This is a genomic window from Streptomyces sp. Tu6071 (genome assembly GCF_000213055.1).
Taxonomy (GTDB): Bacteria; Actinomycetota; Actinomycetes; order Streptomycetales; family Streptomycetaceae; genus Streptomyces; species Streptomyces evansiae.
Map to the genome: position 1 here is coordinate 7106567 of NZ_CM001165.1, position 22937 is coordinate 7129503.

Here is a 22937-nt window from a genome sequence, read left to right on the forward strand (position 1 = left end):
GGGCGCTTCAGCCGCGCCCCGCCCCCGCCACCCACGTGTACAGGTGCTCCGGCCGCCCCGTGTCCCCGTAGCGGAGCGTCAGCGAGACCAGGCCCGAGTGCTCCAGGTACTTGAGGTAGCGCTGCGCCGTCGAGCGGCCGATCCCGGTCCTGGCCGCGACCTCGTGGGCGGACAGCGGCGCGGGGCCGCTGGTGAGGGCGGTGCGGATGAGGGCCGCCGTCGCCGTCGAGTGGCCCTTCGGCAGGGACGGGCGCGGGCGCCCGGCACCGCCGCGCAGCCCGGTGAAGATCCGGTCGATCTGCTCCTGGCCAGGCTCCGGGCGCGCGGCGCCCTCGTCGACGGCACGGCGCAGGGCCGCGTATCCCTCCAGGCGTTCCCGCAGCCCCGCGAAGGTGAAGGGCTTCACGAGGTACTGGAGCGCGCCGAAGCGCTGCGCGCCCCGCACCGTCGCGAGATCACGCGCGGCCGTCACCATGATGACGTCCGTGTCGTGGCCGCCGAGCCGCAGCCTGCGCACGAGCTGCACGCCCGTCTCGTCGGGCAGGTAGTGGTCGAGCAGGACGAGATCGACCTCCGTGCGCTCCAGGCACCCGAGTGCCTGCGCGGCCGTGTGCGCGCTGCCCACGACCGTGAAACCGGGCACGCGGCTCACGTACGCGGTGTTGATCTCGGCCACGTGGAAGTCGTCGTCCACGACGAGCACCCGGATCACCGCTCACCCCCCGCCGCCGGGACGAGCGCCCCCGCGTCCCGCGGGATCAGCGTCTCGGGCAGCGTCACCGTGAACACCGCGCCGCCCCCGGCCCGCGCCCCCACCCGCGCCGTGCCCCCGTACCGCTCCGCGAGCCTGCGGACGAGACTCAGCCCGATGCCCCGCCCGTGCGGCCTGCGCGGTCCGGGAGACGCCGTCGCCTTCGTGCTGAAGCCTTCCGCGAAGACGCTCTCCCGCAGCTCGGGCGGCACCCCGGGCCCGGTGTCCGCGACCTGGAGCAGCACCGTCGTCCCCTCCGCCCACACCCGTACCTCCACGCGGGGTTCGGCGACGCGCCGCTCGCACGCCGCGTCGAGCGCGTTGTCGATGAGATTGCCCAGCACCGTCACGAGGTCGCGCGGCGCGACGAGCCGCCCGGGGAGGCCGGTGCGCGCGCCGATCCCGAGCGTCACGGCACGTTCGGCGGCGACCGCGCTCTTGCCCACGAGCAGCGCCGACAGGAGCGGATCGCCGAGCCGCTCGGCGATCTCCTCGGCCGAGGCCGCACTGCCGCCCGCGACCTGCGCCACGAAGTCCGCGGCCTGCTCCGGCCGGCCCAGCTCCAGGAGCCCGAGCACCGTGTGCAGCCGGTTGGCGTGCTCGTGGCCCTGCGCGCGCAGCGCGTCCAGCAGCCCCTGCGAGCTGTCCAGTTCCCGCCCGAGCAGCTCCAGTTCCGTCCGGTCCCGCAAGGTCACGACCGCGCCGCCGTCCGCCATCGGCATCCGGTTGACGAGCAGCACCCGGCCCCCGCACACCGCGAGCAGGTCGGCGCCCGCGACGCGCCCCGCGAGCACGTCGGCCGTACGGCCCGGCGGCAGCACCGCGTCGAGCCCGTAGTCGGTCATGTCGGCGTCGAGCCCGAGCAGCCGCGCCGCCTCGTCGTTGACCAGCCGTATCCGGCCACGCGGGTCGAAGGCGATGACACCCTCGCGGATGCCGTGCAGCATCGCCTCGCGCTCGTCGAGCAGCGCCGAGATGTCCGCGAAGCCGATCCCCTGCGTCTTGCGCCGCACCCGCCGCGCGACCGCGACCGCCGCCCCCGCGCCCACCGCGAGCGCCGCCGCCGCGCACAGGAGCAGTCCGGGCAGCGCGTCCACGACCCGCTGCCGCACGCTGTCGTACGCGATCCCCACCGACACCGCGCCGACCACCTCGTGCCCCGCTCCGTACAACGGCACCTTCGCGCGGGCCGAGCGGCCGAGGGTCCCGCTGTCGACCTGCCGCACCTCGTGCCCGGCGAGCGGGCCGCTCGGGTCGGTCGAGACGTGCCGCCCGATCTCGGCGACCGTCGTGTGCGACCAGCGCACGCCCTCGCGGTCCATCACGACGACATACAGCGCTCCCGTCGCCCGCCGGATGCGCTCCGCCTCGCGCTGCACCGGGCCGCTCGCGCCGGGCCGGGTCGTCAGGAGCCCCTCGGTGATCGCCGGGTCGGCCGCCGTGGTCTGCGCGATGGCGAGCGCGCGGTGCGTCGCCTCGTCGTCCAGCTCGCGCGCGAGCGGCGCGATGAAGAGGCTGACGGCCAGGACCATGACGCCGGTCGTGATGGTCAGCTGCACCACCAGGATCTGGCCGGAGAGCCGCCGGGGCCAGTGCGGTCGCATGCTGTCCTCTGTCTTCGTTCGGGTACGGGCGCGGGCCGCGTACGGACGGGAAGGGCCACGGGTACGGGCCACCGCGCCCGCGCGGACATGCCCTTTTAACACCCGTGTAGCGGCAAGGTAAACGGGCGGCGGGGCGCTGCCCAGGCCCGTGCGCCCGACGGACACGCCGGAGTGAGCACAACGAGCGGAACGAGGAGTACGGGCACAACGGAGGCTTGTCGGCACAAGGCCGCCCTGGACCCGTACCGCCCCTAGCGTCCCCCGGCATGAGCAGTCACCAGACACCCGCCATCGAGCTGCGGGGCGCGGGCAAGACCTTCCGCACCCCGTCGGGCGGACTCCACACCGCCGTACGCGATCTCGACCTCACTGTCGACCAGGGCGAGTTCGTCGCCGTCGTCGGCCCCACGGGCTGCGGCAAGTCCACGACCCTGACCCTCGTGAGCGGCCTGGAGGAGGCCACCACGGGCGACGTCCTCGTCGGCGGCGCACCGGTCACGGGGATCGGCCCCACGACCGGCTTCGTCTTCCAGCAGGACGCCGTCTTCCCCTGGCGCTCGGTGCTCTCCAACGTCATGGCGGGCCCGCGCTTCAGGGGTGTGCCCAAGGCCGAGGCGCGCGAGCGCGCCCGCGCCTGGCTCGCCCGCGTCGGCCTCGGCGCCTTCGAGGACCGCTACCCGCACCAGCTCTCCGGCGGCCAGCGCAAGCGCGTCGCGCTCGCCGCGACCTTCGTCAACGACCCCACACTCCTCCTCATGGACGAGCCCTTCTCAGCGCTCGACGTGCAGACCCGCGCCCTCATGTCCGACGAACTCCTCGACCTGTGGGCGGGCACGGGTGCCTCCGTCGTCTTCGTGACCCACGACCTGGAGGAGTCCATCGCGCTCGCCGACAAGGTCGTCGTCATGACGGCGGGCCCCGCGACCGTCAAGGAGGTCTTCACGATCGACCTCCCGCGCCCCCGCAAGGTCGAGTCGATCCGGCTCGAACCGCGCTTCCTCGACATCTACCGCGAGATCTGGACCTCGCTCGGCGAAGAGGTCCGCATCACCAGGGAAAGGGGCGCCGCCGATGCCGCCTGAGACCACGAGCCCCGCCCGGCCCGCCGCGCCCGCGCGCAAGGAGGAGCCGACGCGCGCCGAGACCCGCGCCCGCGCGGCCCGCAGGCGCCGCCTCACGGTGTACGGGGCGCGCGTGCTCCTCCTCGTCCTGCTCCTCGGCCTGTGGGAGTGGCTCGCGCGGACCGAGGTCATCGACCCCTTCAACTTCTCGATGCCATCGAGGATCTGGGACCAGATCAGCCGCTGGGTCACCGACGGGACACCGCAGGGCAGCCTGTGGGAACAGGTCTGGTACACGCTCTACGAGGCGCTGCTCGGCTGGGTCATCGGCGTCGTCGCCGGGGTGGTGCTCGGGATCGCGCTCGGCCGCGTCCGCTTCCTCTCGGACGTGCTCGGCCCGTACATCAAGGTCCTCAACGCGCTGCCGCGCATCGTGCTCGCGCCGATCTTCCTCATCTGGTTCGGCCTCGGGCCCGCGTCTAAGATCGCCTCGGCCGTCGTCCTCGTCTTCTTCCCGGTCTTCTTCAACGCGTTCCAGGGGGCCCGCGAGGTCGACCGGAACCTCGTCGCCAACGCGCGCATTCTCGGCGCGAGCAACCGCAGGGTCACCTTCCAGGTCGTCATCCCCTCGGCGACCTCGTGGATCTTCACGAGCCTGCACGTGAGCTTCGGCTTCGCGCTCATCGGGGCGATCGTCGGCGAGTACATCGGTGCCACGAAGGGCCTCGGCCTGCTCGTCTCGGCCTCGCAGGGCACCTTCAACGCGGCCGGTGTGTACGCGGCGATGGTCATCCTCGCGGTCGTCGCGCTGCTCGCCGAGGCGCTCCTGTCCGCCCTCGAACGCGGCCTCTTCCGCTGGAAGCCGGCCGAGGGCGGCGACGGGCGCTGAGCCGAGTCCCGCGGCGTCCCGGCTCCCTTCGCCACCGCACCACCCACCACCTCACAAGGACGTGACCCCATGCGCAGTTCCCTCAGGACAACGGCCGCCGCCGCGACCGCCGTGCTCGCCCTCTGCTCCCTCACCGCCTGCGGCGACTCCTCCGGCTCCGGCGGCGGCAAGGACGGCGGGGGCAAGGTGAAGATCATGGTCGGCGGGCTCGACAAGGTCATCTACCTGCCCGCGATGCTCACCCAGAAGCTCGGCTACTTCCAGCAGGAGGGCCTCGACGTGCAGCTCCTCACCGAGCCCGCCGGGGTGCAGGCGACGACCTCGCTCATCTCGGGCGACGTGCAGGGCGTCGTGGGCTTCTACGACCACACCCTCGACCTCCAGGTGAAGGGCAAGCAGGTCGAGTCGGTCGTGCAGCTCTCCCACACCTCCGGGGAGGTCGAGGTGGTGTCGGCGAAGGCGGCGGGGGACATCGCCTCGCCGAAGGACTTCGCGGGCAAGAAGCTCGGCGTCACCGGGCTCGGCTCCTCGACGGACTTCCTCACCAAGTACCTCGCCGTCAAGAGCGGCGTGCCCGTCGAGAAGATCACGCCCGTCGCGGTCGGCGCGGGCCAGACCTTCATCTCCGCGCTCCAGCAGAACTCCATCCAGGCCGGCATGACCACCGACCCGACCGTCACGGCGATCCTCGACAAGAAGATCGGCAAGGTCCTCGTCGACATGCGCACCCCCGAGGGCTCCGAGAAGGCGCTCGGCGGCCCGTACCCCTCGTCGAGCCTCTACATGAACACGGACTGGGTGAACGAGCACAAGGCGACGGTGCGGAAACTCGCCCGCGCCTTCGTCAAGACGCTGAAGTGGATGGACGCGCACTCGCCCGAGGAGATCGCCGCGAAGATGCCGGCCGACTACGCGCAGGGCGGCAAGGACCTCTACGCCAAGTCGATCGAGGCGACCCTGCCCATGTTCACGACCGACGGCGTCATGCCCGAGAACGGCCCCGAGACCGTCGAACGCGTCCTGAAGGCGTTCAACCCGAACCTCAAGAACACGAAGGTCGACCTCGCGAAGACCTACACGACCGAGTTCGTGAAGAACGCCGGCTGAGGGCGGCGGGCCGCACCGTAGCCACTTCTTCCGTACGACTTCACCCCCACGGGTACGGAATGTCCCCGTTCCGTGTCTGTCCCCGCCCTGAGCGGGCACCCGATCGGCAGGACGGGGTGCCCGCTCAGCAGCGCGGGCCATGGTGAAGGAGCACGGTCATGGACGAGAACTCGCTCAGGGCGGTCGGGTGGGCCCGCTCGCTGCCGCTCGACACCGAGGTGCGGGCGGCGCGCGAGTGGACGCGCGGCCACCTCGACACGCTCGGGTGGACCCGTACCGCCCCCGGGACCACCGACGACGTCCTGCTGACCGTCTCCGAACTCGTCACCAACGCGCACGTCCACGCGCACAGCACGGCCCATCTCCTGCTCACGTGGGACAACGAGTGCCTGCACGTGACCGTCCACGACTCGGCGCCCACCCTCCCGAAGCCGCGCGAGGCGGGCCCGGAGGCGACCGGCGGCAGGGGGATGTTCCTCGTCGGCCTGCTCGCCGACACCTGGCACATCCACCCCTGCCGCCGCGGCAAGGACGTCACCGCCTGCTTCCGGCCGCCGGAGGCGGTCAGGACGCGGGAGCCGTCCGCCCGGCCGAAGTAGCCCGCTCGGGCGAGGCGGTGCGGCCGGGCGAAGGGGTCCGCTCGGGCTGGGCGGTTCGCCGCCCGGCCCGTATGGCTCGCTCCGGCGAAGCGGCGGGCTCCGGCGGGGCGGCCGGCTTCGGCGAAGCGGCCGACTCCGGCGAAGCGGCCGACTCCGCCCGGGCGGACCGTTCGCGAGGGGGCTCGCTCAGCCGAAGTAGTTGTCGAACGTCTTCGAGAACTCACCCCCGTTGAAGCGGTCCCAGTTGATCGACCACGTCATGAGCCCGCGCAGCGCGGGCCATGTGCCGTGCGTCTGGTAGCTGCCGCAGTCGGTCTTCTTCGTCAGGCAGTTGAGGGTCTTGGTGACCTCGCCCGGGGCCGTCCAGCCGTTGCCCGCCTGGGTCGACGCGGGCATGCCGATCGCGACCTGGTCGGGGCGCAGGGCGGGGAACACACGGCTCGTGTCGCCCGCGACGGGGAAGCCCGTGAGGAGCATGTCCGTCATCGCGATGTGGAAGTCCGCGCCGCCCATCGAGTGGTACTGGTTGTCGAGGCCCATAATCGAGCCCGAGTTGTAGTCCTGCACGTGCAGGAGGGTCAGGTCGTCGCGCAGGGCGTGGATCACCGGCAGGTACGCCCCGGCGCGCGGGTCCTGGCCGCCCCAGGGGCCCGAGCCGTAGTACTGGTAGCCGAGCTGGACGAAGAAGGTCTCGGGCGCCATCGTCAGGACGAAGTCCTTGCCGTACTTCGCCTTCAGGGACTTGACCGCCGAGATGAGGTTGACGATCGCGGGCGTCGTCGGGTTGCGGAAGTCGGTGTCACCCGTGTTGAGCGAGAGCGAGTGGCCCTCGAAGTCGATGTCGAGACCGTCGAGCCCGTACTCGTCGATGATCTTCGAGACCGAGGAGACGAAGGTGTCGCGCGCGGCGGCCGTCGTGAGCTGGACCTGCCCGTTCTGCCCGCCGATCGAGATGAGGACCTTCTTGCCCGCCGCCTGCTTCGCCTTGATCGCCGCCTTGAACTCGGCGGGCGTCTCGACCCCCGGGCACTCGCTCGCGGGGCACAGGCTGAAGCGGATGTCGCCCGAGGTGACCGAGGTGGGCTCGCCGAAAGCGAGGTCGATGACGTCCCAGGAGTCGGGTACGTCGGCGATCCGCGTGTACCCGGAGCCGTTGGCGAAGCTCGCGTGCAGGTAGCCGACCAGGGCGTGGGCGGGCAACTGCCCGCTCGTGCCGCCGCCGTTGTCGCCACCGGCCGCCGTCGTGACCTTCAGGGCCGCCGACTTGGCCGACTCGCCGGAGGCGTTCGCCGCGCTCACCTGGAAGCTGTACGCGGTCGCGGGCGAGAGCCCCGAGACCGTCGCCGAGGTCCCCGTGACGGTCGCCGCCTTGGTCCCGCCCTGGTAGACGCGGTACTCGCTCGCCCCCGGCACCGCGTTCCACGTGAGGGTCGCCGAGGTCGCGGTGGGGGTGGCCGCGCGCAGGCCGCCGGGGGTCGCGGGCACGGCGACCGGGTCGGTGCCGGGGCCGACGAGGGAGAGGTCGTCGGCGTAGTAGGCGGGGGTCCCGTACCAGCCGTGGGTGTAGATCTCGACGGAGGTGGTGGAGGGCCCGGTGCGGAAGGACGTGGTCAGCTTCTGCCAGTCGCCCGCCGACGCCGTCCACGTGGACACGTCCGTCGTACCGGTCCCGGCGGCGCCGAGGTACACGTACCCGCCCCGCACCCAGCCGCTCAGGGTGTAGGCGGAGTCGGGCTTGACCCGGACGGTCTGCGCGCACCGCGCGTTGTCGCTCCCGGCGGGCACCGCCTTCAGCGCCGAACTCCCGCCGTGCGTGGGTGTGGTGACGGCCGAGCCGCTGCCGGCGGAACAGCTCCAGCCGCTCGTGCCGGACTCGAAGCCGCCGTTGGCGACGAGTTCGGCGTCGGCCGCGGAGGCCGTGGGGGAGAGGGCGAGCAGGCCGCCGACGGTGAGCGCCGCGGCGAGGGAAGCGGCGAGGGATCTGCCGCGGGACAGGGATCTTCTACGGTGCACGACTGCCTCCGGAGCGGGGGGTGCCCCGGCACGGGCGTGCCGGGGCGGAGGACGCGAAGGGGTGGAACGGAACCGTCGTGGTGCGGGAGTGCTGCCTCAAGATGGTCCAGACCAATGCCCCTGTCAAGACCGCTTGCGCGGACGCGGGTGGGTGAAACCGCTTCCTGACGCGGGGAAACCGCCTTCGGGTGTCCGGGGGGTCGGTTCCGGGAGGGGGGGGCGTGACCGGCGGCCGTTGGGGCGCCTCGCGGGCAGCCCTGCCTGGTGCGCGTCTGGCGCGTTCACGCCCTCGCGCCGCGCCACGAGGGCGTAGGCGTTCCGGGGCGGCAGCGGGGCGTCCTGGCGCACCGCCGCCGCTGTGTCGTTTGCGTAGGTGCTCGCCGCTCGGCCTCGGCGACGGGCGCGAGCGCGTACCTGAGCGCGGGGTAGGCCGGGCCCCGCCGGGTGTCGCGTGCTGCGTCGTGTCCCCGCGTTGCTCGCGCGGACAGGGTGAAATCCCCAACAATCAGGGCACGTTCCACTTCTGGGCCCAGTTGCCCGAGCACCACGCGATCTGGAGCGGGGTACCGCCCGCCGTGCTCGCGTTCGCCACGTCGAGGCACTTGTCGGCGGCGACGTTGACGATGTCGTTGCCCGGGGAGTAGCGCCACTGCGTGACGTTCGTCGAGTCGCACCCGGCCATGACCGCGTACGTGCCGTCGTTGGTCGAGCGGCCGGCGAGCGAGAGGCAGCGGCCGTTCTTGCGCAGTGTGCCGTCCTTGGCGAACTGCCACTGCTGGTCCGCGCCCCCGTCGCACGGGTACAACTTCAGCGAGCTGCCCGCGAGTTGCACGCAGTGGCCCTGGAAGTCGCCGTACCGCCCGACGATCGCGCCGAGCGGCCGGGAGAAGTCCTGCGCGGGCGCCTGCGCCTTCTTCGGCGCGTTGCCGCCGGAAGAGCCGGAGGAGCCGGACGGCTTCTCGTCCTTCGTGTCCTTCTTCGCCTCGCTCTTCGCGCCGCCGCCGTCGCTCCCGCCGCCCGACCCGCCGGTGCCGTTCTTCTCCTGTGTTCCGGCGGGCGGGGCCGCGGGCGCGCCCGCCGGGGCCCCGCCCGACACGGGGCCACCGCCTCCCGAGCCCCCGGACCCGCTCTTCTCCTGCGGCTTCGCCGCCTCCTTCGTGGGGGACGGGGACGGGGACGGAGAGGGCGTGGGCGAGCCGGAGGGCGAGGCCGCGGGGTCGGCCGCGACGCGCGCCGAGGTGTCGCTCGCCGCGAGCGCGGGGCTCTCCTTGCCGTCGTCGTCCAGCACGGTGGCGCGCGCGGCCACCGCCGAGAGCGTGACGGTCGCGGAGACGGCGGCGGCCCAGCCCAGGGTCACCCAGACCCTGCGGCTGGGCACGAGCCCGTGCGGGGCGCGGGCCGGACGCTGACGGAAGGTGTCCGCGAAGGTCTGCTCGGCCGGGTCCGCCGGCTCCGCGGTGCGGTGCGTGGGGCGCATGCGCATGGTGTGAAACTCCTGGGGGGTCGGTCAGAGCAGGTCGTGCTCGTCGAGCTGCATGAGCTGGGCCGAGTCGGGGGACGTCAGTTCGGCGACTCGCATCGCCTGCCGTTCGGTCATCGCCTGGAAGAGCTGACGGGCCGTGCGGCCGTTGCCGAAGCCCGCGTCGCGCGGGATGGTCCCGACGTGCGCGGTGAGCGCCCGGCGCGCCGCCTCCGTCAGCTCGTACTGGTGCCGCTGCGCGTGGTGCTCGACGATGCTCACCAGCTCCTCGGAGCTGTAGTCGGCGAAGAGCAGCGTCCGGCTGAACCGGGAGGAGAGCCCGGGGTTGGACGAGACGAATCGGTCCATGTCCCCGGGATAACCGGCCGCGATGACGACGACCTCGTCCCGGTGGTCCTCCATGAGCTTGACGAGCGTCGCGATCGCCTCCGTGCCGAAGTCGTTGCCCGCGCCCGCCGGGGCGAGCGCGTACGCCTCGTCGATGAAGAGCACCCCGCCGCGCGCCCGCAGGAACGCCTCCGTCGTCTTCGGGCCCGTGTGACCGACGTACTCGCCGACGAGGGAACTGCGGTCCACCTCCACGAGGTGACCGCGCGACAGCAGCCCGAGACCGTGCAGCAGCCTGCCGTAGAGACGGGCCACCGTCGTCTTGCCCGTGCCGGGATTGCCCGCGAAGACGAGGTGCCTGCTCAGCGGGGGAGCGGGCAGCCCCGCCTCCTCGCGCATCCGCACCGTCTGCATGAGCTTGACCATGCCGTTGACGTCGCGCTTGACCCCGTCGAGGCCGACCAGCTCGTCCAGCTCGGCGAGCAGGTCCTCCAGGCTCTCGGGCTCCGGCGCCGGCTCGCCCTGGTCCCACAGCGCGCCGTCCGCCTCCGGGGCGGTCTCCTCGGGCGCGTGCGGGCCACCGCCCGGGACGTACGCGGGCGCGGCCGGGGTCCGGGCACGGTCCGACAGGCTCGGCAGCGCCGCCGTCCTGACCCGTACCGCCGCGCAGTCCTCGAACTCCGGCTCCGCGCCGTCCGCGAGCCCGACGTCCTGCGCGCTGTCGAAGACCCGGCAGCCGAGGAAGCGGACCCGCGCCCCCTTGCCGACGTGCAGGGCGGGGAACGTCGTCCCCGACACGTCGCAGTGCGCGAAGGTGCCGCTGACCTGCTCGCCGACGAGCACGCCGTTCTTGCCGCAGTCCTCGAACCGCACGCCGCGCACCTCGGCCGTCGCCTCCCGCTCCAGGACGAGACCACTGCCGGCCGCGCCCGCGACCGTGCCGCCCGTCATGGTCAGCCGCCCGCCCGCGTCCACGGTCACGCCCGCGCCCCCGGCGCCGCTCACCCGGACCTCCGTGAGCGCGACCGCCGTCCCCGCGCCGATCTCGACGCCGCTGCGCCCCTGCCCGGTGAAGACGCACGCGCGCACCCGCGACTCCTCCTCGGCGGCCGAACGCAGCCGCAGCCCCGTCTCCGCGCCGACCGCGCGCAGCCCGGTGAGGTCGAGACGCGCCTCCTCGTCGCCGTGCACGGCGCACAACCGCGCCCCCGCGACGGAGGAGTCGGTCACCTCGGCGCCGGCCGCTCCCGAGACCCGCAGTCCGTGCTCGCCCGCGCCGCGCACCCGCAGCCCTTCGAGCACCGCCCGCGCCTGTCCCGCGAGCGCGAGCCCGCTCCCGTGCGCCTCCGCGAGGAGCGCGTCCGTGACGCGCACGCTGCTCGCCCCGGCCGCGCTGATCCCATGCCCGCCGGGACGCACCACCTGGCAGTCCCGCAGCGAGACACCGCCCTGGTCGTCGGCCCGCACGCCGTGCTCGCGCGGGCCAGTGATCCGCGTCTCGCGCAGGGCAGCGCGACCGCGGTGCGAGAGCCGCACCCCGCACCGCCCGCTCTGCTCCACCCGGCAGTCCGTCAGCTCGACGGCACCGTCCTCCTCGACCAGCACGCCGTGCCGCCCCGTACCGGCGAAGACGCTGCCGCGGGCGAGGAACCTGCCCATGCCCTTGGCGCGCGCGCCCGAGCCCGAGGTGTCGCGCACCCGCAGGCGCTCGGCGATCAGGACGGCCTGCCCCGAGACGACCGCGCCGATCCCGTCGACCTCGGAGATCTCCGTGTCCACCGCTCGCGCCCGCGCGTCGCCCACGAGGTGCAGCGCCGCGCCCCGCGCCCCGCTCAGCCGCGTCCTGTCGAGCACGAGGACTCCGCCGCCGTCGACCGGGTCGGCCACCTCGCCCCGCAGCGTGTCCTCCGCGCCCAGCCGCGTGTTCGCCGCCGCCGACGTCCCCGACGCCGAGCCCAGCACCTCGACCCGGCCGCCCGTCAGCTCGCAGCGCTCGGCGGTCAGCCCCGCCGCGTCCTCGACCCGCACCACGGGCTGATCGGGATCGGAACCGGCGAGGTTCAGCTCGCGCAGCACACACCCCGGCGCCGTCACCGTCACGGGGACCCCGTGCGCCGCGCGCAACCGCACCGAACCCGCGCCCGCCTCCGCCTCGACGGTGACCCGCCGCGACAGGACCAGACTCTCCACGTACGTGCCCGGAGCGACCAGCACCGTCGTCCCCGCCGGTGCCGCGGCGAGCGCGTCGGCGATCGTGCGATGGACTCCGCGGCCCCGCGGGCCGACTCTGACGGCCGTCACTTCGGCTCCCCGTTCTGCTCGTTCTGCTGCTCGCCCGTGTAGAAGTCGTGGCCCGGGAAGACCTGCTTCTGCAAGGTCGAGGAAAGGTACAGGTTCGCGAAGGTCTTGTCGACGAGCTTGCCGAGCCCCGCGACGGCGAAGGTGTCGAAGACGCCGCCCCGGTGGTAGAAGCGCCCGCCGAAGTTCTGGATCATCGCGGTACGGGCCACACCGAGGCTCACCGCGCCCGCGACCCCGCCCGCCATGCCGACCGCGCCCGCGAGCAGCGCGTCGCTGCCGTGCAGGTGCACGGTGTTGCCGTTCGCGTCCTTGATCCCGAAGATCGCGGAGCTGGCGGCGGCGGTGACGAAGCCCGAGACCGCGCCGGTCATGAGGCCCACGCCCCAGTCGTACGTGCCCGAACGCCAGCGCGTGACCTTCTCGTTGCCCGCGAACTCCGCCGTCCACGAGTCGTCGTTGGGGCGCCGCGCGTACGGGTTGCCCTGGTCGACCTGGCTGAGCCCCGTCTTCCACGGCCCGCCCCGGAACGTCGCGAAGTGCCCGAGCGAGAAGGCCCCCTTGACGCCCGCGCCGACCGTCGCGCCGAACGCGGCCTTGCCGACCTCGTTCCAGCCGAACGGCGTGCCCGTGGCCGCCGCGACGATCCCGTACACCGCCAGGTTCATACCGAAGTCGAGCAGCCACTCCTGGATCAGGTCGACGGCGAGCGCCTGCCCGGCCTTGTACGGGAACGACGTGTACGTGCTGACGCCGCCCGCGGTGTGGCCCCACTCCCAGCGGTTGGGCTCGCGCCACATGCGGTTGAAGCCGCGGTACTCCGAGAGGATGCCCGTGAAGTTGGTCTCGCGGCCCGTCAGCGTGGTGCGGCCGAAGGTGTCGCGATGCCACACGTATCCGGGGATGGTCCGCTCGTCGATCATGCTCGATCCGTCCGCGCCGAAGCGGCGCCACTGCTTGTGCCAGTCCTCGCTCTCCAGGAAGCTGCCGTCCGGCAGTTCGACCTTGCGGCCCAGCTCGATGCCGTTGTCGTACTCCTTCCACACGTGCGGGTTGTGGACGCCGCCCGGTGTCTGGACGTACTCGCGGACCCGGTAGGGCGAGTCCTGGAAGTGCGGGGTGGTCGCCGGGCGGACGGGGATCTCCTGCACGATGTGGCCCGCGTTGTTGTCCAGGTCCCTGAACACGGCGCCGGGCTGGAAGTCCGGGAGCCGCGTACCGTTCCGGTCGAACCACTGCCGCACGCGGTCGCCCACGCCGTTGCCGAAGCCCTTGATCTCCCCGTCCGCGCCGATCTTGTTCCAGTGCCAGGTGTTCGCCGCCGGGTTCTTCCAGGCGTCGACCACCGTGCCGTCCGCGAGCAGCCTGTGGTCGCGCACGAGCGCGCCCGCCGCGTCGAAGTCCTGGAAGCTCTCGCGGTCCCAGCCCCAGGGGGTGACCTCGCCCCGGTGGTGGTTGAGCCTGCGGATGCCGCCACCGCCCGCCCCGTCGCTCCAGCGCACCGTGCCGTCGAGCATCCCCTGCGAGGTGATCCGGATGCCGTTCGCGCCGCCCGCCGGGTCGGGGAAGGTGTCCTGGCGGGAGAGGACGAGGCCGTGGTGGTCGTACCGCGTCCAGTCGTTGCCCGCGCCCATCCGGCCCTCGCGCCCGGCCGCGCCGGGCGGGGGACGGAAGTCGACGACGGAGCCGTCCGCGAGACCCATGCGGGCCACGTGCCACTGCTTGCCCGCGTTCGGGGTGTACCAGTTCCCGTCGCCCAGGTCGTTGGTGAAGCGCTCCTGCCAGCGGATGTCGCCCGCGTTGACCCCCGTCGGCAGGTTCGTGGTGTCGAAGTCGGTGGCCTGGTACGTGCGGTGGCCCTTGAGGCCGTCGTCGCCCTGCTTCCACGGCAGGTAGCCGTTCTGCTTCGCGACCCCGTCCGGCATCGCGACGTCGCCGGTCGTCACGGCCTTGCCGTCGAGCGGCTTGCGTGTCTCGCGGACGAGGTCACCCGCCCTGCTGATGTCGGTGATCGTGCCGTTGTTGCTGACGAACCGCACGCCGTGTGTGACGCCGCCCGCGCCGGTCTCGGTCCACGTGTGCATCTGGAGCCGGCCGTCCTTGGCGAGCCAGGGCACGTGGTCCAGGTTCGCCGCCCGGTACTCGGGGCTCATCATCCAGCGGAAGACGCGCGGCGGACGCTGTTCGGCGAACCGCGTGCTGTCCAGGAAGCCGCCGTCCTTCAGCGTCACGCCCCGGCCGTTCTCCTTGCCGTGCGCGGACCACGACGTGTAGTCCTTCTTCGGCACCCCGTCCGCGCCGAACTCCGTCTGGTGCAGGCGCCGTACGTCGTCCACGGACCAGTTGAAACGGCCGAACTTCTCCTGCGCCACGACCCGCACGCCGGTCTCCGGGTGGGGCAGGTGGTCCGTGAAGCCGCGCCCCGGGCCCCACGTGCGGTCGCCCTCGGCGACCTTCTTGAACTCGCTGTCGAAGCGGGTCCAGCGGGTGTCGCCGGAGAAGCTCTGCGAGAACGGCCGGTGGCCGACATCGGCGAGGACGTGCCCGCCGTCCGGCAGCTCCTGGTAGTGCCGCACACGTGTGCCGGTGTGCCCCGTGACGTCGAACCAGCTGCGCCCGCTCTCGCCCCAGTGCCGGGTGCCCGAGCCGACGACGGTGCCCGCGCCGTCGAACTCGGTCCACACGCCGCGCTGGTTGAAGCGCCCGAAGGAGCCGACACCCGCCGCCGAGTGGTAGCCGTCCAGGACGTGCCCGTTCGGCAGCGGCCTGCGCTCCATCAGCTCGACGCCCGAGTGGGTCGTCAGCTTGACGCGGCCGTTGCCGAGACCCTTCGTGTCCACGGTGCCCGCGTCGTACCACTTCTTGATCGCCGGAGCGGCGACCGGCTGTCCCGTCCCGTCGAGCCGCACCCGCTCCCAGCTCGGCTTCGTCACGCCGTCCGTGGGGTGGGTCACCTTGAGGAACTGGTCGTTCTTGAGCGTGCCCTTGTCGAAGACGTTGATCCGCTGCTCGAAGAGCTGGCCGTTGCCGTTGTAGAGGTGGTACTCGTTCGCGCGCCCGCCGCCGTTGAACGTCAGGCGGTAGTTGCCGTCCGCCTGGTGGGCGAAGGTGTGCGTGCCCGCCGGTACGGGGGCCATGTCGCCGTCGAGCAGGACGTGGGTGTCCGTCCGGACGAAACGGGTGCCGACACCGTCCGTGAGCTGCACGACGTCGAAGTGGCCGCCGCCCGCGTGGTCGGTGACACGGAAGGTGTGCGCGCCCGCGCCGGGGGGCGCGATCGTGTAGTCGTGGGCGCCCGCGGGCCCGAAGAGCCGTACCTGGCCGTCCGCGCCCGTGATCCGGTGGCCGCCGCCCGGCCTCGCGGTGACCGTCACGTCGTCCACAAGGTTCATGTCCCGGCTGTACAGCGCCAGGTGTCCGCCCGGGTGTACGTGGATGCCCTCCCCGTTCGCGAGCACGTGGCCGACCTGGGCCTGCACGCTGCCGTCCGGTCGGTACAGCACCCTGCCGCCCGTGCCGGTGACGACGATGTGCCCGTCCGGGCGGGTGACGACGGTCGCGTGCGGCACGGGTGTGCCGCCCGCGTCGACGACGCGCGGCGCCCCGCCGCCCACCGGCATGTGCGCGTACTCGTTGCCGGTGCCGAGCCGCACCACGTCGTGCGTGTGGGCGCCCTGCCCGTCGAAGACCGCGTGGTTGCCGCCCGCCTCGACCCGGAAGCTCCCGTCGCCCTGCCGCACGACGGTGTCGCCGGCCCCGAGGGACGGGTTCCCGCCCGCCGGGTCGGTGCGCAGCGGGCCGTTGAGGTGTGGATGACCGTGGAGCGCGAGCAGGTCGTGGGTGTGCGTGCCCGCGCCGTCGTAGACGTGGGTGAGGTGCGGGTTGGTGCCGTCCGGTACGTGGAAGTTCGTGCCGTGGACGGTGACGGTGCCGCGTGCGCCGCCGTTGAGGTCGACGCGGGTGACGGGGCCGGGGCCTGTGGGGCGCAGGGCGAGGTCGCCCGTGGTTCCGAGGGGGACGGCGTTGTGGGTGTGTGCGCCCTGGGGGCCGACGACGATGTGGTGGCCTGCGGGGTCGTCGATGCGGAAGCCGCCGCCGGTCTGGGGGGTGACGGTGGCTCCACGGAGCGTGGGGGGTGTGCCGTCGGCCGGGAGGTGGAGGTCGCGGCCGTTGAAGGCGGGGTGCTGGACGGAGAGCAGGTCGTGGGTGTGCGTGCCCGCCCCGTCGTAGACGTGCGCGAGGTGCGGGTTGGTGCCGTCCGGTACGTGGAAGTTCGTGCCGTGGACGGTGACGGTGCCGCGTGCGCCGCCGTTGAGGTCGACGCGGGTGACGGCGCCCGGCCCCGTGGGGCGCAGAGCCAGCTCGCCCGTGGCCCCGAGGGGGATCGCGTTGTGGGTGTGGGCGCCTTGCGGGCCGAAGACGACGTGGTGGCCGCCTGTGGGGTCGTCGACGCGGAAGCCGCCGCCGGTCTGGGGAGTGACGGTGGCTCCGTGGAGGGTCGGCGGTGTGCCGTTGGTGGGGAGGTGGAGGTCGCGGCCGTTGAAGGCGGGGTGGTTGAGGGTGAGGGTGTCGTGGGTGTGGGTGCCGGTGGCGTTGTACACGTGGTGGCGGCCCGGGGCGGCGGCGGGGACGTGGAAGTCGGTGCCGTGCAGGGTGATCGGGCCGCGTGCGCCGCCGTTGAGGTCGACGCGGGTGACGGGGCCGGGGCCTGTGGGGCGCAGGGCGAGGTCGCCCGTGGTTCCGAGGGGGATCGCGTTGTGGGTGTGTGCGCCCTGGGGGCCGACGACGATGTGGTGGCCGTTGGTCGGGTCGTCGACGCGGAAGCCGCCGCCGGTCTGGGGGGTGACGGTGGCGCCGTGGAGCGTCGGCGGCGTCCCGTCGGTGGGGAGGTGGAGGTCGCGGCCCGCGAAGCCCGGGTGCTGGAGCGAGAGGAGGTCGTGCGTCGGGGCGCCGTGCGCGTCGTACACGTGCGTGAGCCGCGGGTTGGTGCCGTCCGGCACGTGGAAGTCCGTGCCGTGCGCGGTGACGGGCCGCGCGTGGGCCGCCCCCGCCGCGTCCACCAGCGTGTGGCCGCCGCCCCCGGCGGGGGTGAGGACGAAGTCGTTGGTGCCGCCGAGCGGTACGACCGTGTGGGTACGGGCGCCGGTCGCGTCCACGACGACGTGGCTCTCGCCGTACTGGACGCGGAAGCCGCCGCCCGCCTGCGCGGTGACCTGCGCCTGCGGCGCGGGCGCCGGGGCCCCGTCCGGGCCGGTGAGGCCGAGCTGCTGCCCGTTCCTGCTCGGCAGCACGTGGATCTCGCCGCCCGCCCCGTCGCCGAGCCGCAGCCCGGAGCGCGTCGGCAGGCCCGTCGCCGGGTCGTAGAGCTGGAAGCCGCTGCCCGAGGGCATCCGTATCTCGTGCCCGACCATCCCCGGGACCCCGCCGGGCGCCGCGGCACCCGGCGAGGGCACGTGGCGCACAGTGTTCGGGACGAGCGAGTCGAGCGCGACGACGGCCCCGTGGAACTGGCCGCCCGAGAGTGTCACGAACCGTTCGTCGGAGAGCACCCGCAGGCCCCCGCCGTCCTGCGGCGACACGTCCATGTGCCGGACCTCGACCGCGCTCACGCGCTGTTCCATGTGCACGATGCCGGGGGTCCCCGGGGTGTGCCCGGCGCGGACCGTCGCCGTCCACGCGCCGCCACCCGGCTGCACGGTGACCGCGGCGTGCCCGATGCCGCCCGTGCCGTCGGGGGTCATGTGGAGCTGGACCCCGTTCAGGCCCGGGACGTCGAGCGTCCTGGTGAGCGGGGCGGGGGCCGGGACGGACACGGCGGCGGAGGTGGAGGCGGTGGGCGGGTGGTGCGAGCCGCCGGGCAGCGACGTCAGCTCGACGTCGCCGCTGCCGCGTGTGCCGGGCGGGACGATCTCCATGGGCCCGGCCGGGGCGTAGTCGGTGGACGCCTCCAGGTAGTAGTTCCAGCGGTGCACGGTGCCGTCGCCGAGCGTCCGCTCGATCCGCAGGATGTCCCGGCCGCCCTCCTGGAGGTGGTGGGCCGTCACGCCGCTGAGGCCGCCGGTCTGCGTCACGGTGACGTCGGCGCGGGTGGCGCCCGTGCCGGGGCGCACGTCCACGACGACCCCGGGCAGCAGTTCGTCCATGTTGCGGAAGGTGTGCTGGAGGTCGTACTGGACCGTGTGCACCATGTTGACGCGGATCGTGCGCTGGGCGAGCGCCGAGAGGTCGACCAGTCCGCCCTTGCCCAGGTCGGCGATGAGCGAGCCGCTGCCGGGGAGCGCGAGCCCGCCGGTCGTCGCGGGCATCGGCGTGGGCTTCGCGTCGATGCCCGTGACCGAGCCATTGAGGTGGCCGAGGCCGTTCGCGCCGTCGCCCGCCCCGGCACCCGAGGACAGCGGCGGCACCGTGACCTGCCCGCCCCCGGGGACCGCCGTCACGTGCCCGGACGTCGCCGGGGCCTGGACCTGCGTCTGCCCCGGCTGGTGGACCGTGGGGGAGTGGACCTGCGCCGCCGGGGGCACCGTGGTGTCGCCGGTACGGACGGCGGGGGCGTCCACGTGCGCGACCGGCGGGGCGGCGGCGGACGTCGCGCCGACGGCGGGGATGTCGACGTGTCCGACCGGCGGCGCGGTGACCGGGGCGGAGGCGCCGGCCGAGGGTACGTCGACGCGGCTCACCGTGGGCGCGTTGATCTCCGTGCCCCGGCCCACGGCCGCGATGTCGACCCGCCCCACGGACGGCAGCGAGACCTCCGAGCCGTTGCCGAGCGCGGGCACCGACACGTGCCCGGTGGTGGGCAGGTTGACGTGGGTGACGCCCACGTTCACGGACGGCAGGTCGCTGACACGGGCGCCCACGGGCGGCGCGTCCAGCTTCCCGACGACCGAGCCCTGCGACACCGAGCCGAGCGAGGGCACGTTGATCTGGTGGACGGCCGGGGCGTTGATCTGGCCGGGCGCCGCGATGTGCCCCTGCGTGGGGGCGGGGACGGCGACGGAGCCGAGCTGCGGCGTGTGGACCTGGCCGAGCCCGCCGAGCGCGGGTGTGTCGACGCGGCCCACACCCGCCCCGAGGTGCGGGACGTCCACCCCGTGCGCCGCGACCTGCCCCACGTCCGTGACCCCGCCGGGGAGGTGCGTCGCGCCGATGCCCGGCGCCGACACCGCGTTCATCGGGCCGAGGGTGGGGATGTGCACGGCGTTGACGCCGGAGAGGGTGGAGATCGTCGGGACATCGACGACCTTCGCGCCGAGCGCCGGGACCGAGGAGTTGATCGTCGAGCCGAGGCCGTGGAAGGCGCTCGTGTTGATCCCGCCGATCGCCGAGGCCCCGGTGAGCCCGTGGACCGAGGTGAAGCCGCCGCCGATGCCGGTCGGCGGGGTCGGTGTGAACCCCGAGAGGTTCACGTGCGCGAAGGAGCCGAAGCCGCCCGTCGGCGGGGCCAGTTGCAGACCGTGCGCCACGCCCCCGGAGATCTTGCTCGCGGCGCCGATGAACTGCCCGCCCGCGAAGGCCCCGTACCGGTACAGGCCGAAGACACCGCGGTCGATGACACCGATCTTCAGCGCGAAGAGCACACCGTGCCCCAGCTCGTCCGCGGCGACCGGCAGGAGCAGCCGCAGCGAGTTCGCCCCGCGCAGCCCGTTGACCGTCGTGTTGACCAGCGTCGTGCCGAGGGCGCGGATGCCGTTGAGGCCGCCGATCACCGTCTTCATGGCGAAGAACGTCTTCGCGCCCGCGAGGTTGATGACCGTCAGGCCGCTGACCGCGGGCACCAGCTTGATGTCGCGGATGCCGTTGATGCCCATCGTGAAGCCCTTGGCGCCCGGCATGAAGTGCAGCCCCGCACCGCTGATCTTCAGCCCGTTGAGCCCCTTGAGGCCGCGCAGCCAGTTGCCCGAGGCGGCGAACACGTCGTCGAAGCCGAGCGCGAGCCGGGTCAGCGAGCCGAGCGAGTTGGCGCCCGAGAAGAGGTTCCCCGCGCCCCTGAAGGCACCCGCGCCGAGTCCCTTGAGTCCCTTCCACAGGTCGCCGAGACGGATGCCCTTCGTCGTCGGCGCGATCACCCCGATGATCGAGAGCACGAGGTCGGTGATGCTCGCCTTGCCCTGCGAGAAGTCGATCGCCGTCTTGATGAGCAGGGCGACGTTCAGGCCGATCGCGAAGAGCGCGAGCGGACCGCCCACGATCATCGCCGGGATGATGAGGATGAGCGCGAGCCAGCCGAGCGCCTTCCAGAACTCCTCGCACTCGTCGATCGGCGAGGCGATGCTGTACGCGGCGTCCGTGATCGTGTCCGACGCGGTGCTCGCCGCCGTCTCCAGCTGGCTCTTCGCGTCCTCCGCGATCCCCTTCTGCTCCTCGCGGCCCGCGTCGTCGTCCTCGTCCAGCGCCGCCGCCGCGGTCAGCGCGTCGTCGGCGCGCTTCTGCTGCGTCCGCATGACGTCCACGTACGTGCGCAGCGCGCCCTGGACGTCCTTGTGCGCCTGCCGGAACGAGGAGACGTACTTGCGGAGGTCCCCGTCGATCTTCTTGCGCAGCGCGTCCGCCGTCTCGCCGACGAAGATGCCGTCCGTCGTGTTGAGCACCGAGGTCAGGCCGTCGTCGATCGTGTCGGCGAGCGAGACCAGGTTCTCCTGCGAGGAGATGACCTCGTCGATGCGGTCCGCGTCGCCCGGCGTCGGGTCACCGCCGAGTCCGAGCGCACTCCAGTCGGAGGGGCGGGGCATGGGACGCGCTCCTTCCTCGACGGCCCGGTCCGGGCTGCCATCCGGCCTGTCGGTCACCGGCCGCGAGGGCCGCTGACCTGTCCACGCACCAGCGCGCCGAAAGGTTCAGCCGGATTTCCGGGGATGCGATGAACCTTTCGAGGGGCCCCGTGCGTGGAAGGAGCGGACAGCCGGTCCGGACCACCGGGCCACCGAGGGACCAGGGAGGTACGGGGTGCCCGACTTCTCCATCGACTACTCGAACCTGCACGTCGTGCAGGCCAAGATGCACGAGCTGGCGGACGCGGCCGGCAGCGGCGGCGCGACCGGGGCCTTCAAGGAGGTCGGCGAGTCGACCAGCTCCGAACGCAAGGCGGTGCTCGGCAGCTCCGACCTCTCCTACGCGTTCAACCTCTTCTACTCGTACTCCGCCTCCCGCACCAAGGACGCCAAGGACGGCCTCGGCCAGCTCGCCGACACCTTCTCGGGCGTCTCGGACACCTTCTTCAACGCCGACGCGCAGCTCTCCTCCGCCGCCGGGCTCATGAGCCAGAGCCTCGGCCTCGACGACTGGAAGAACCAGAAGGAGGCGTACGAGCAGTGGCAGGACGACAAGACGGCGTGGGACGACTACCTGGAGAAGATCGGCGCCTCCGACTACTTCGCCGAGCACCCCGACGCGAACATGGGCGAGCTGTGCCGTGCCGACGACGCGCCGGACTTCTGCGACACCTGGATCGATGACGACGACGCGCCCGACGACCCCGGGGACGCGCCGCCCAAGCCCGCGGACGATCCGCCGCTGTCGTACTCGTACGAGGACGAGCACGGCAAGGTGTCGGTCGACGTCGAGGTGGACGACGACTACAACGTGATGAAGGAGAGCTCCACCATCACGACGCCCGACGGCCAGTCCTACACCTCGGTGACGACGTACGACTCCGCGCCCGAGTACCACGAGACCTCCGACGGCGACCGCTACGACGCCCGCGACTACACGATGGAGACGACGTACGCGGACGGCTCGAAGACCTCCACCAAGGTCGTCATCAACGAGGACGGCTCCGGGACCATGACCACCACCGACCAGGACGGCGAGGTCACCACCGTGACGCGCGGCGGCCCGGACGAGGACTGGCCCGAGCCCGAGGACGACGACTGACCCCGTCCCCACCGACCAGGCCCCGGGCCGGACGCCCGGGACCCCTGCCCCCGACAGAAAGGACACCCACGTGCCCGCCAACATCAGCCTCTCGTACGCCGAGATCGAGCGAGTGTCCAACCTCCTGGACACGAGCGTCGAGCAGACCCTCGTGCCCCGCATGGACGAGGCGAAGACCGAGGTCGACAACCTCCTCGACACCTCCCTCGTCCTCACCCAGTCCAGCCCCGCCCTCCAGACGCAGTACGAGAAGTTCACGACCTCCCTCAAGGAGGCCACGGACAGCATCAAGGGCTACGCCGAGCAGTTCCGCCAGATCATGAACTCGGTGAAGGACATGGACCACGACATCGCCGAGAAGGTCAACAGCAGCGGCCAGTAAGCCCCCCGGGGCCCCGTGCCCCCGCCCCCTTCACCGAACCGCGAGGAGAACAGCACCATGGCGCAGCCCGATGTCCTTTTCGATTACGACGAGATCGCCCGCGTCGCCACCACGATGGGCACCAAGCTCAGCGACATCTCGACCGAGCTGGGCGACCTGGAGACCACGGTGAGCGGTCTGCTCCAGGACGGACTCGTCTTCGAGAAGGCGAGCCCCGCGCTCCAGGAGGCGTACAACGACTTCAGCAACCAGATGAAGACGTCCGCCAAGAACATCCAGGAGTACGCGAACACCTTCAACGACATCGCCAAGGCGATCGCCGACTCCGACGGCGACATCGCCACCGGCGTCAAGAACGCCCAGAGCGGCAACGAGGGCTGACCCCCCGCGGCCCCCGCCCTCCGGGCCACGAAGGCCCCGCCCCCGGAGAGGGAGGCGGGGCCTTCGTATGCGCGAAGCACGCGGGGGAGCGCGCGGACGGCAGGGGACGGCTGGGACGATCGGCGAGGCAAGGCCACACGACAAGCGGGGCGCGCGACGCCGGGAGCCCTTCCCG

At 72.8% G+C, this 22937-nt stretch carries 13 protein-coding genes; 7 read left to right on the forward strand and 6 right to left on the reverse strand.

Features of this window, described 5'->3' with window-relative positions; translation table 11 throughout:
* Nucleotides 1-7: 7 nt before the first annotated feature.
* Nucleotides 8-712 (reverse strand): response regulator, encoded by a 705-nt coding sequence (locus tag STTU_RS30320; RefSeq protein WP_043256805.1) that lies wholly within the window; start codon nucleotides 710-712, stop codon nucleotides 8-10.
* The gene (locus tag STTU_RS30325; protein WP_007830026.1) at nucleotides 709-2355 is read right to left on the reverse strand and encodes a sensor histidine kinase; all 1647 of its coding nucleotides are present in this window, start codon (nucleotides 2353-2355) and stop codon (nucleotides 709-711) included. The genes STTU_RS30320 and STTU_RS30325 overlap by 4 nt, the downstream gene beginning before the upstream one ends.
* A gap of 266 nt (nucleotides 2356-2621) precedes the next feature.
* On the opposite strand from STTU_RS30325, the gene STTU_RS30330 reads away from it, so the two are divergent.
* From STTU_RS30330 to STTU_RS30345, 4 genes are all read left to right on the forward strand, one after another.
* Nucleotides 2622-3437 carry an ABC transporter ATP-binding protein gene (locus STTU_RS30330; protein ID WP_007830035.1) on the forward strand — a complete coding sequence of 272 codons (816 nt, stop codon included), beginning with the start codon at nucleotides 2622-2624 and terminating at the stop codon, nucleotides 3435-3437.
* Nucleotides 3427-4305 carry an ABC transporter permease gene (locus tag STTU_RS30335; protein WP_043256806.1) on the forward strand — a complete coding sequence of 293 codons (879 nt, stop codon included), beginning with the start codon at nucleotides 3427-3429 and terminating at the stop codon, nucleotides 4303-4305. Before STTU_RS30330 ends, STTU_RS30335 begins: the two co-directional genes overlap by 11 nt.
* Nucleotides 4306-4374: 69 nt before the next feature.
* A complete protein-coding gene (locus STTU_RS30340) occupies nucleotides 4375-5412 on the forward strand; it encodes an ABC transporter substrate-binding protein (RefSeq protein WP_007830040.1) in 1038 nt (345 codons plus the stop codon).
* A 158-nt stretch (nucleotides 5413-5570) separates the two neighbouring features.
* On the forward strand, nucleotides 5571-6011 hold the full coding sequence (locus STTU_RS30345; RefSeq protein WP_007830042.1) for an ATP-binding protein: 441 nt from the start codon (nucleotides 5571-5573) through the stop codon (nucleotides 6009-6011).
* Between the two features lie 186 nt (nucleotides 6012-6197).
* Here the strand turns inward: STTU_RS30345 and STTU_RS30350 are convergent, their stop codons facing one another.
* The 4 genes from STTU_RS30350 to STTU_RS35750 all read right to left on the reverse strand — a co-directional run bounded on the left by STTU_RS30350 (nucleotide 6198) and on the right by STTU_RS35750 (nucleotide 20858).
* Nucleotides 6198-8024 (reverse strand): chitinase, encoded by a 1827-nt coding sequence (locus STTU_RS30350; protein ID WP_007830044.1) that lies wholly within the window; start codon nucleotides 8022-8024, stop codon nucleotides 6198-6200.
* Between the two features lie 505 nt (nucleotides 8025-8529).
* Complete coding sequence (locus STTU_RS30355; protein ID WP_007830055.1) at nucleotides 8530-9507, reverse strand: RICIN domain-containing protein; 978 nt, start codon at nucleotides 9505-9507, stop codon at nucleotides 8530-8532.
* 24 nt (nucleotides 9508-9531) lie between these two features.
* The gene (locus STTU_RS30360) at nucleotides 9532-12132 is read right to left on the reverse strand and encodes a right-handed parallel beta-helix repeat-containing protein (protein WP_043256809.1); all 2601 of its coding nucleotides are present in this window, start codon (nucleotides 12130-12132) and stop codon (nucleotides 9532-9534) included.
* Entirely contained in the window at nucleotides 12129-20858 is an 8730-nt protein-coding gene (locus STTU_RS35750; protein WP_007830059.1) for a hypothetical protein, read from the reverse strand. The genes STTU_RS30360 and STTU_RS35750 overlap by 4 nt, the downstream gene beginning before the upstream one ends.
* Nucleotides 20859-21072: 214 nt before the next feature.
* On the opposite strand from STTU_RS35750, the gene STTU_RS30370 reads away from it, so the two are divergent.
* From STTU_RS30370 to STTU_RS30380, 3 genes are all read left to right on the forward strand, one after another.
* Nucleotides 21073-21999 carry a hypothetical protein gene (locus tag STTU_RS30370; RefSeq protein WP_007830060.1) on the forward strand — a complete coding sequence of 309 codons (927 nt, stop codon included), beginning with the start codon at nucleotides 21073-21075 and terminating at the stop codon, nucleotides 21997-21999.
* A 70-nt stretch (nucleotides 22000-22069) separates the two neighbouring features.
* The gene (locus tag STTU_RS30375) at nucleotides 22070-22381 is read left to right on the forward strand and encodes a hypothetical protein (protein WP_008749402.1); all 312 of its coding nucleotides are present in this window, start codon (nucleotides 22070-22072) and stop codon (nucleotides 22379-22381) included.
* Between the two features lie 57 nt (nucleotides 22382-22438).
* The gene (locus tag STTU_RS30380; protein ID WP_007830062.1) at nucleotides 22439-22762 is read left to right on the forward strand and encodes a WXG100 family type VII secretion target; all 324 of its coding nucleotides are present in this window, start codon (nucleotides 22439-22441) and stop codon (nucleotides 22760-22762) included.
* Nucleotides 22763-22937: the final 175 nt, after the last annotated feature.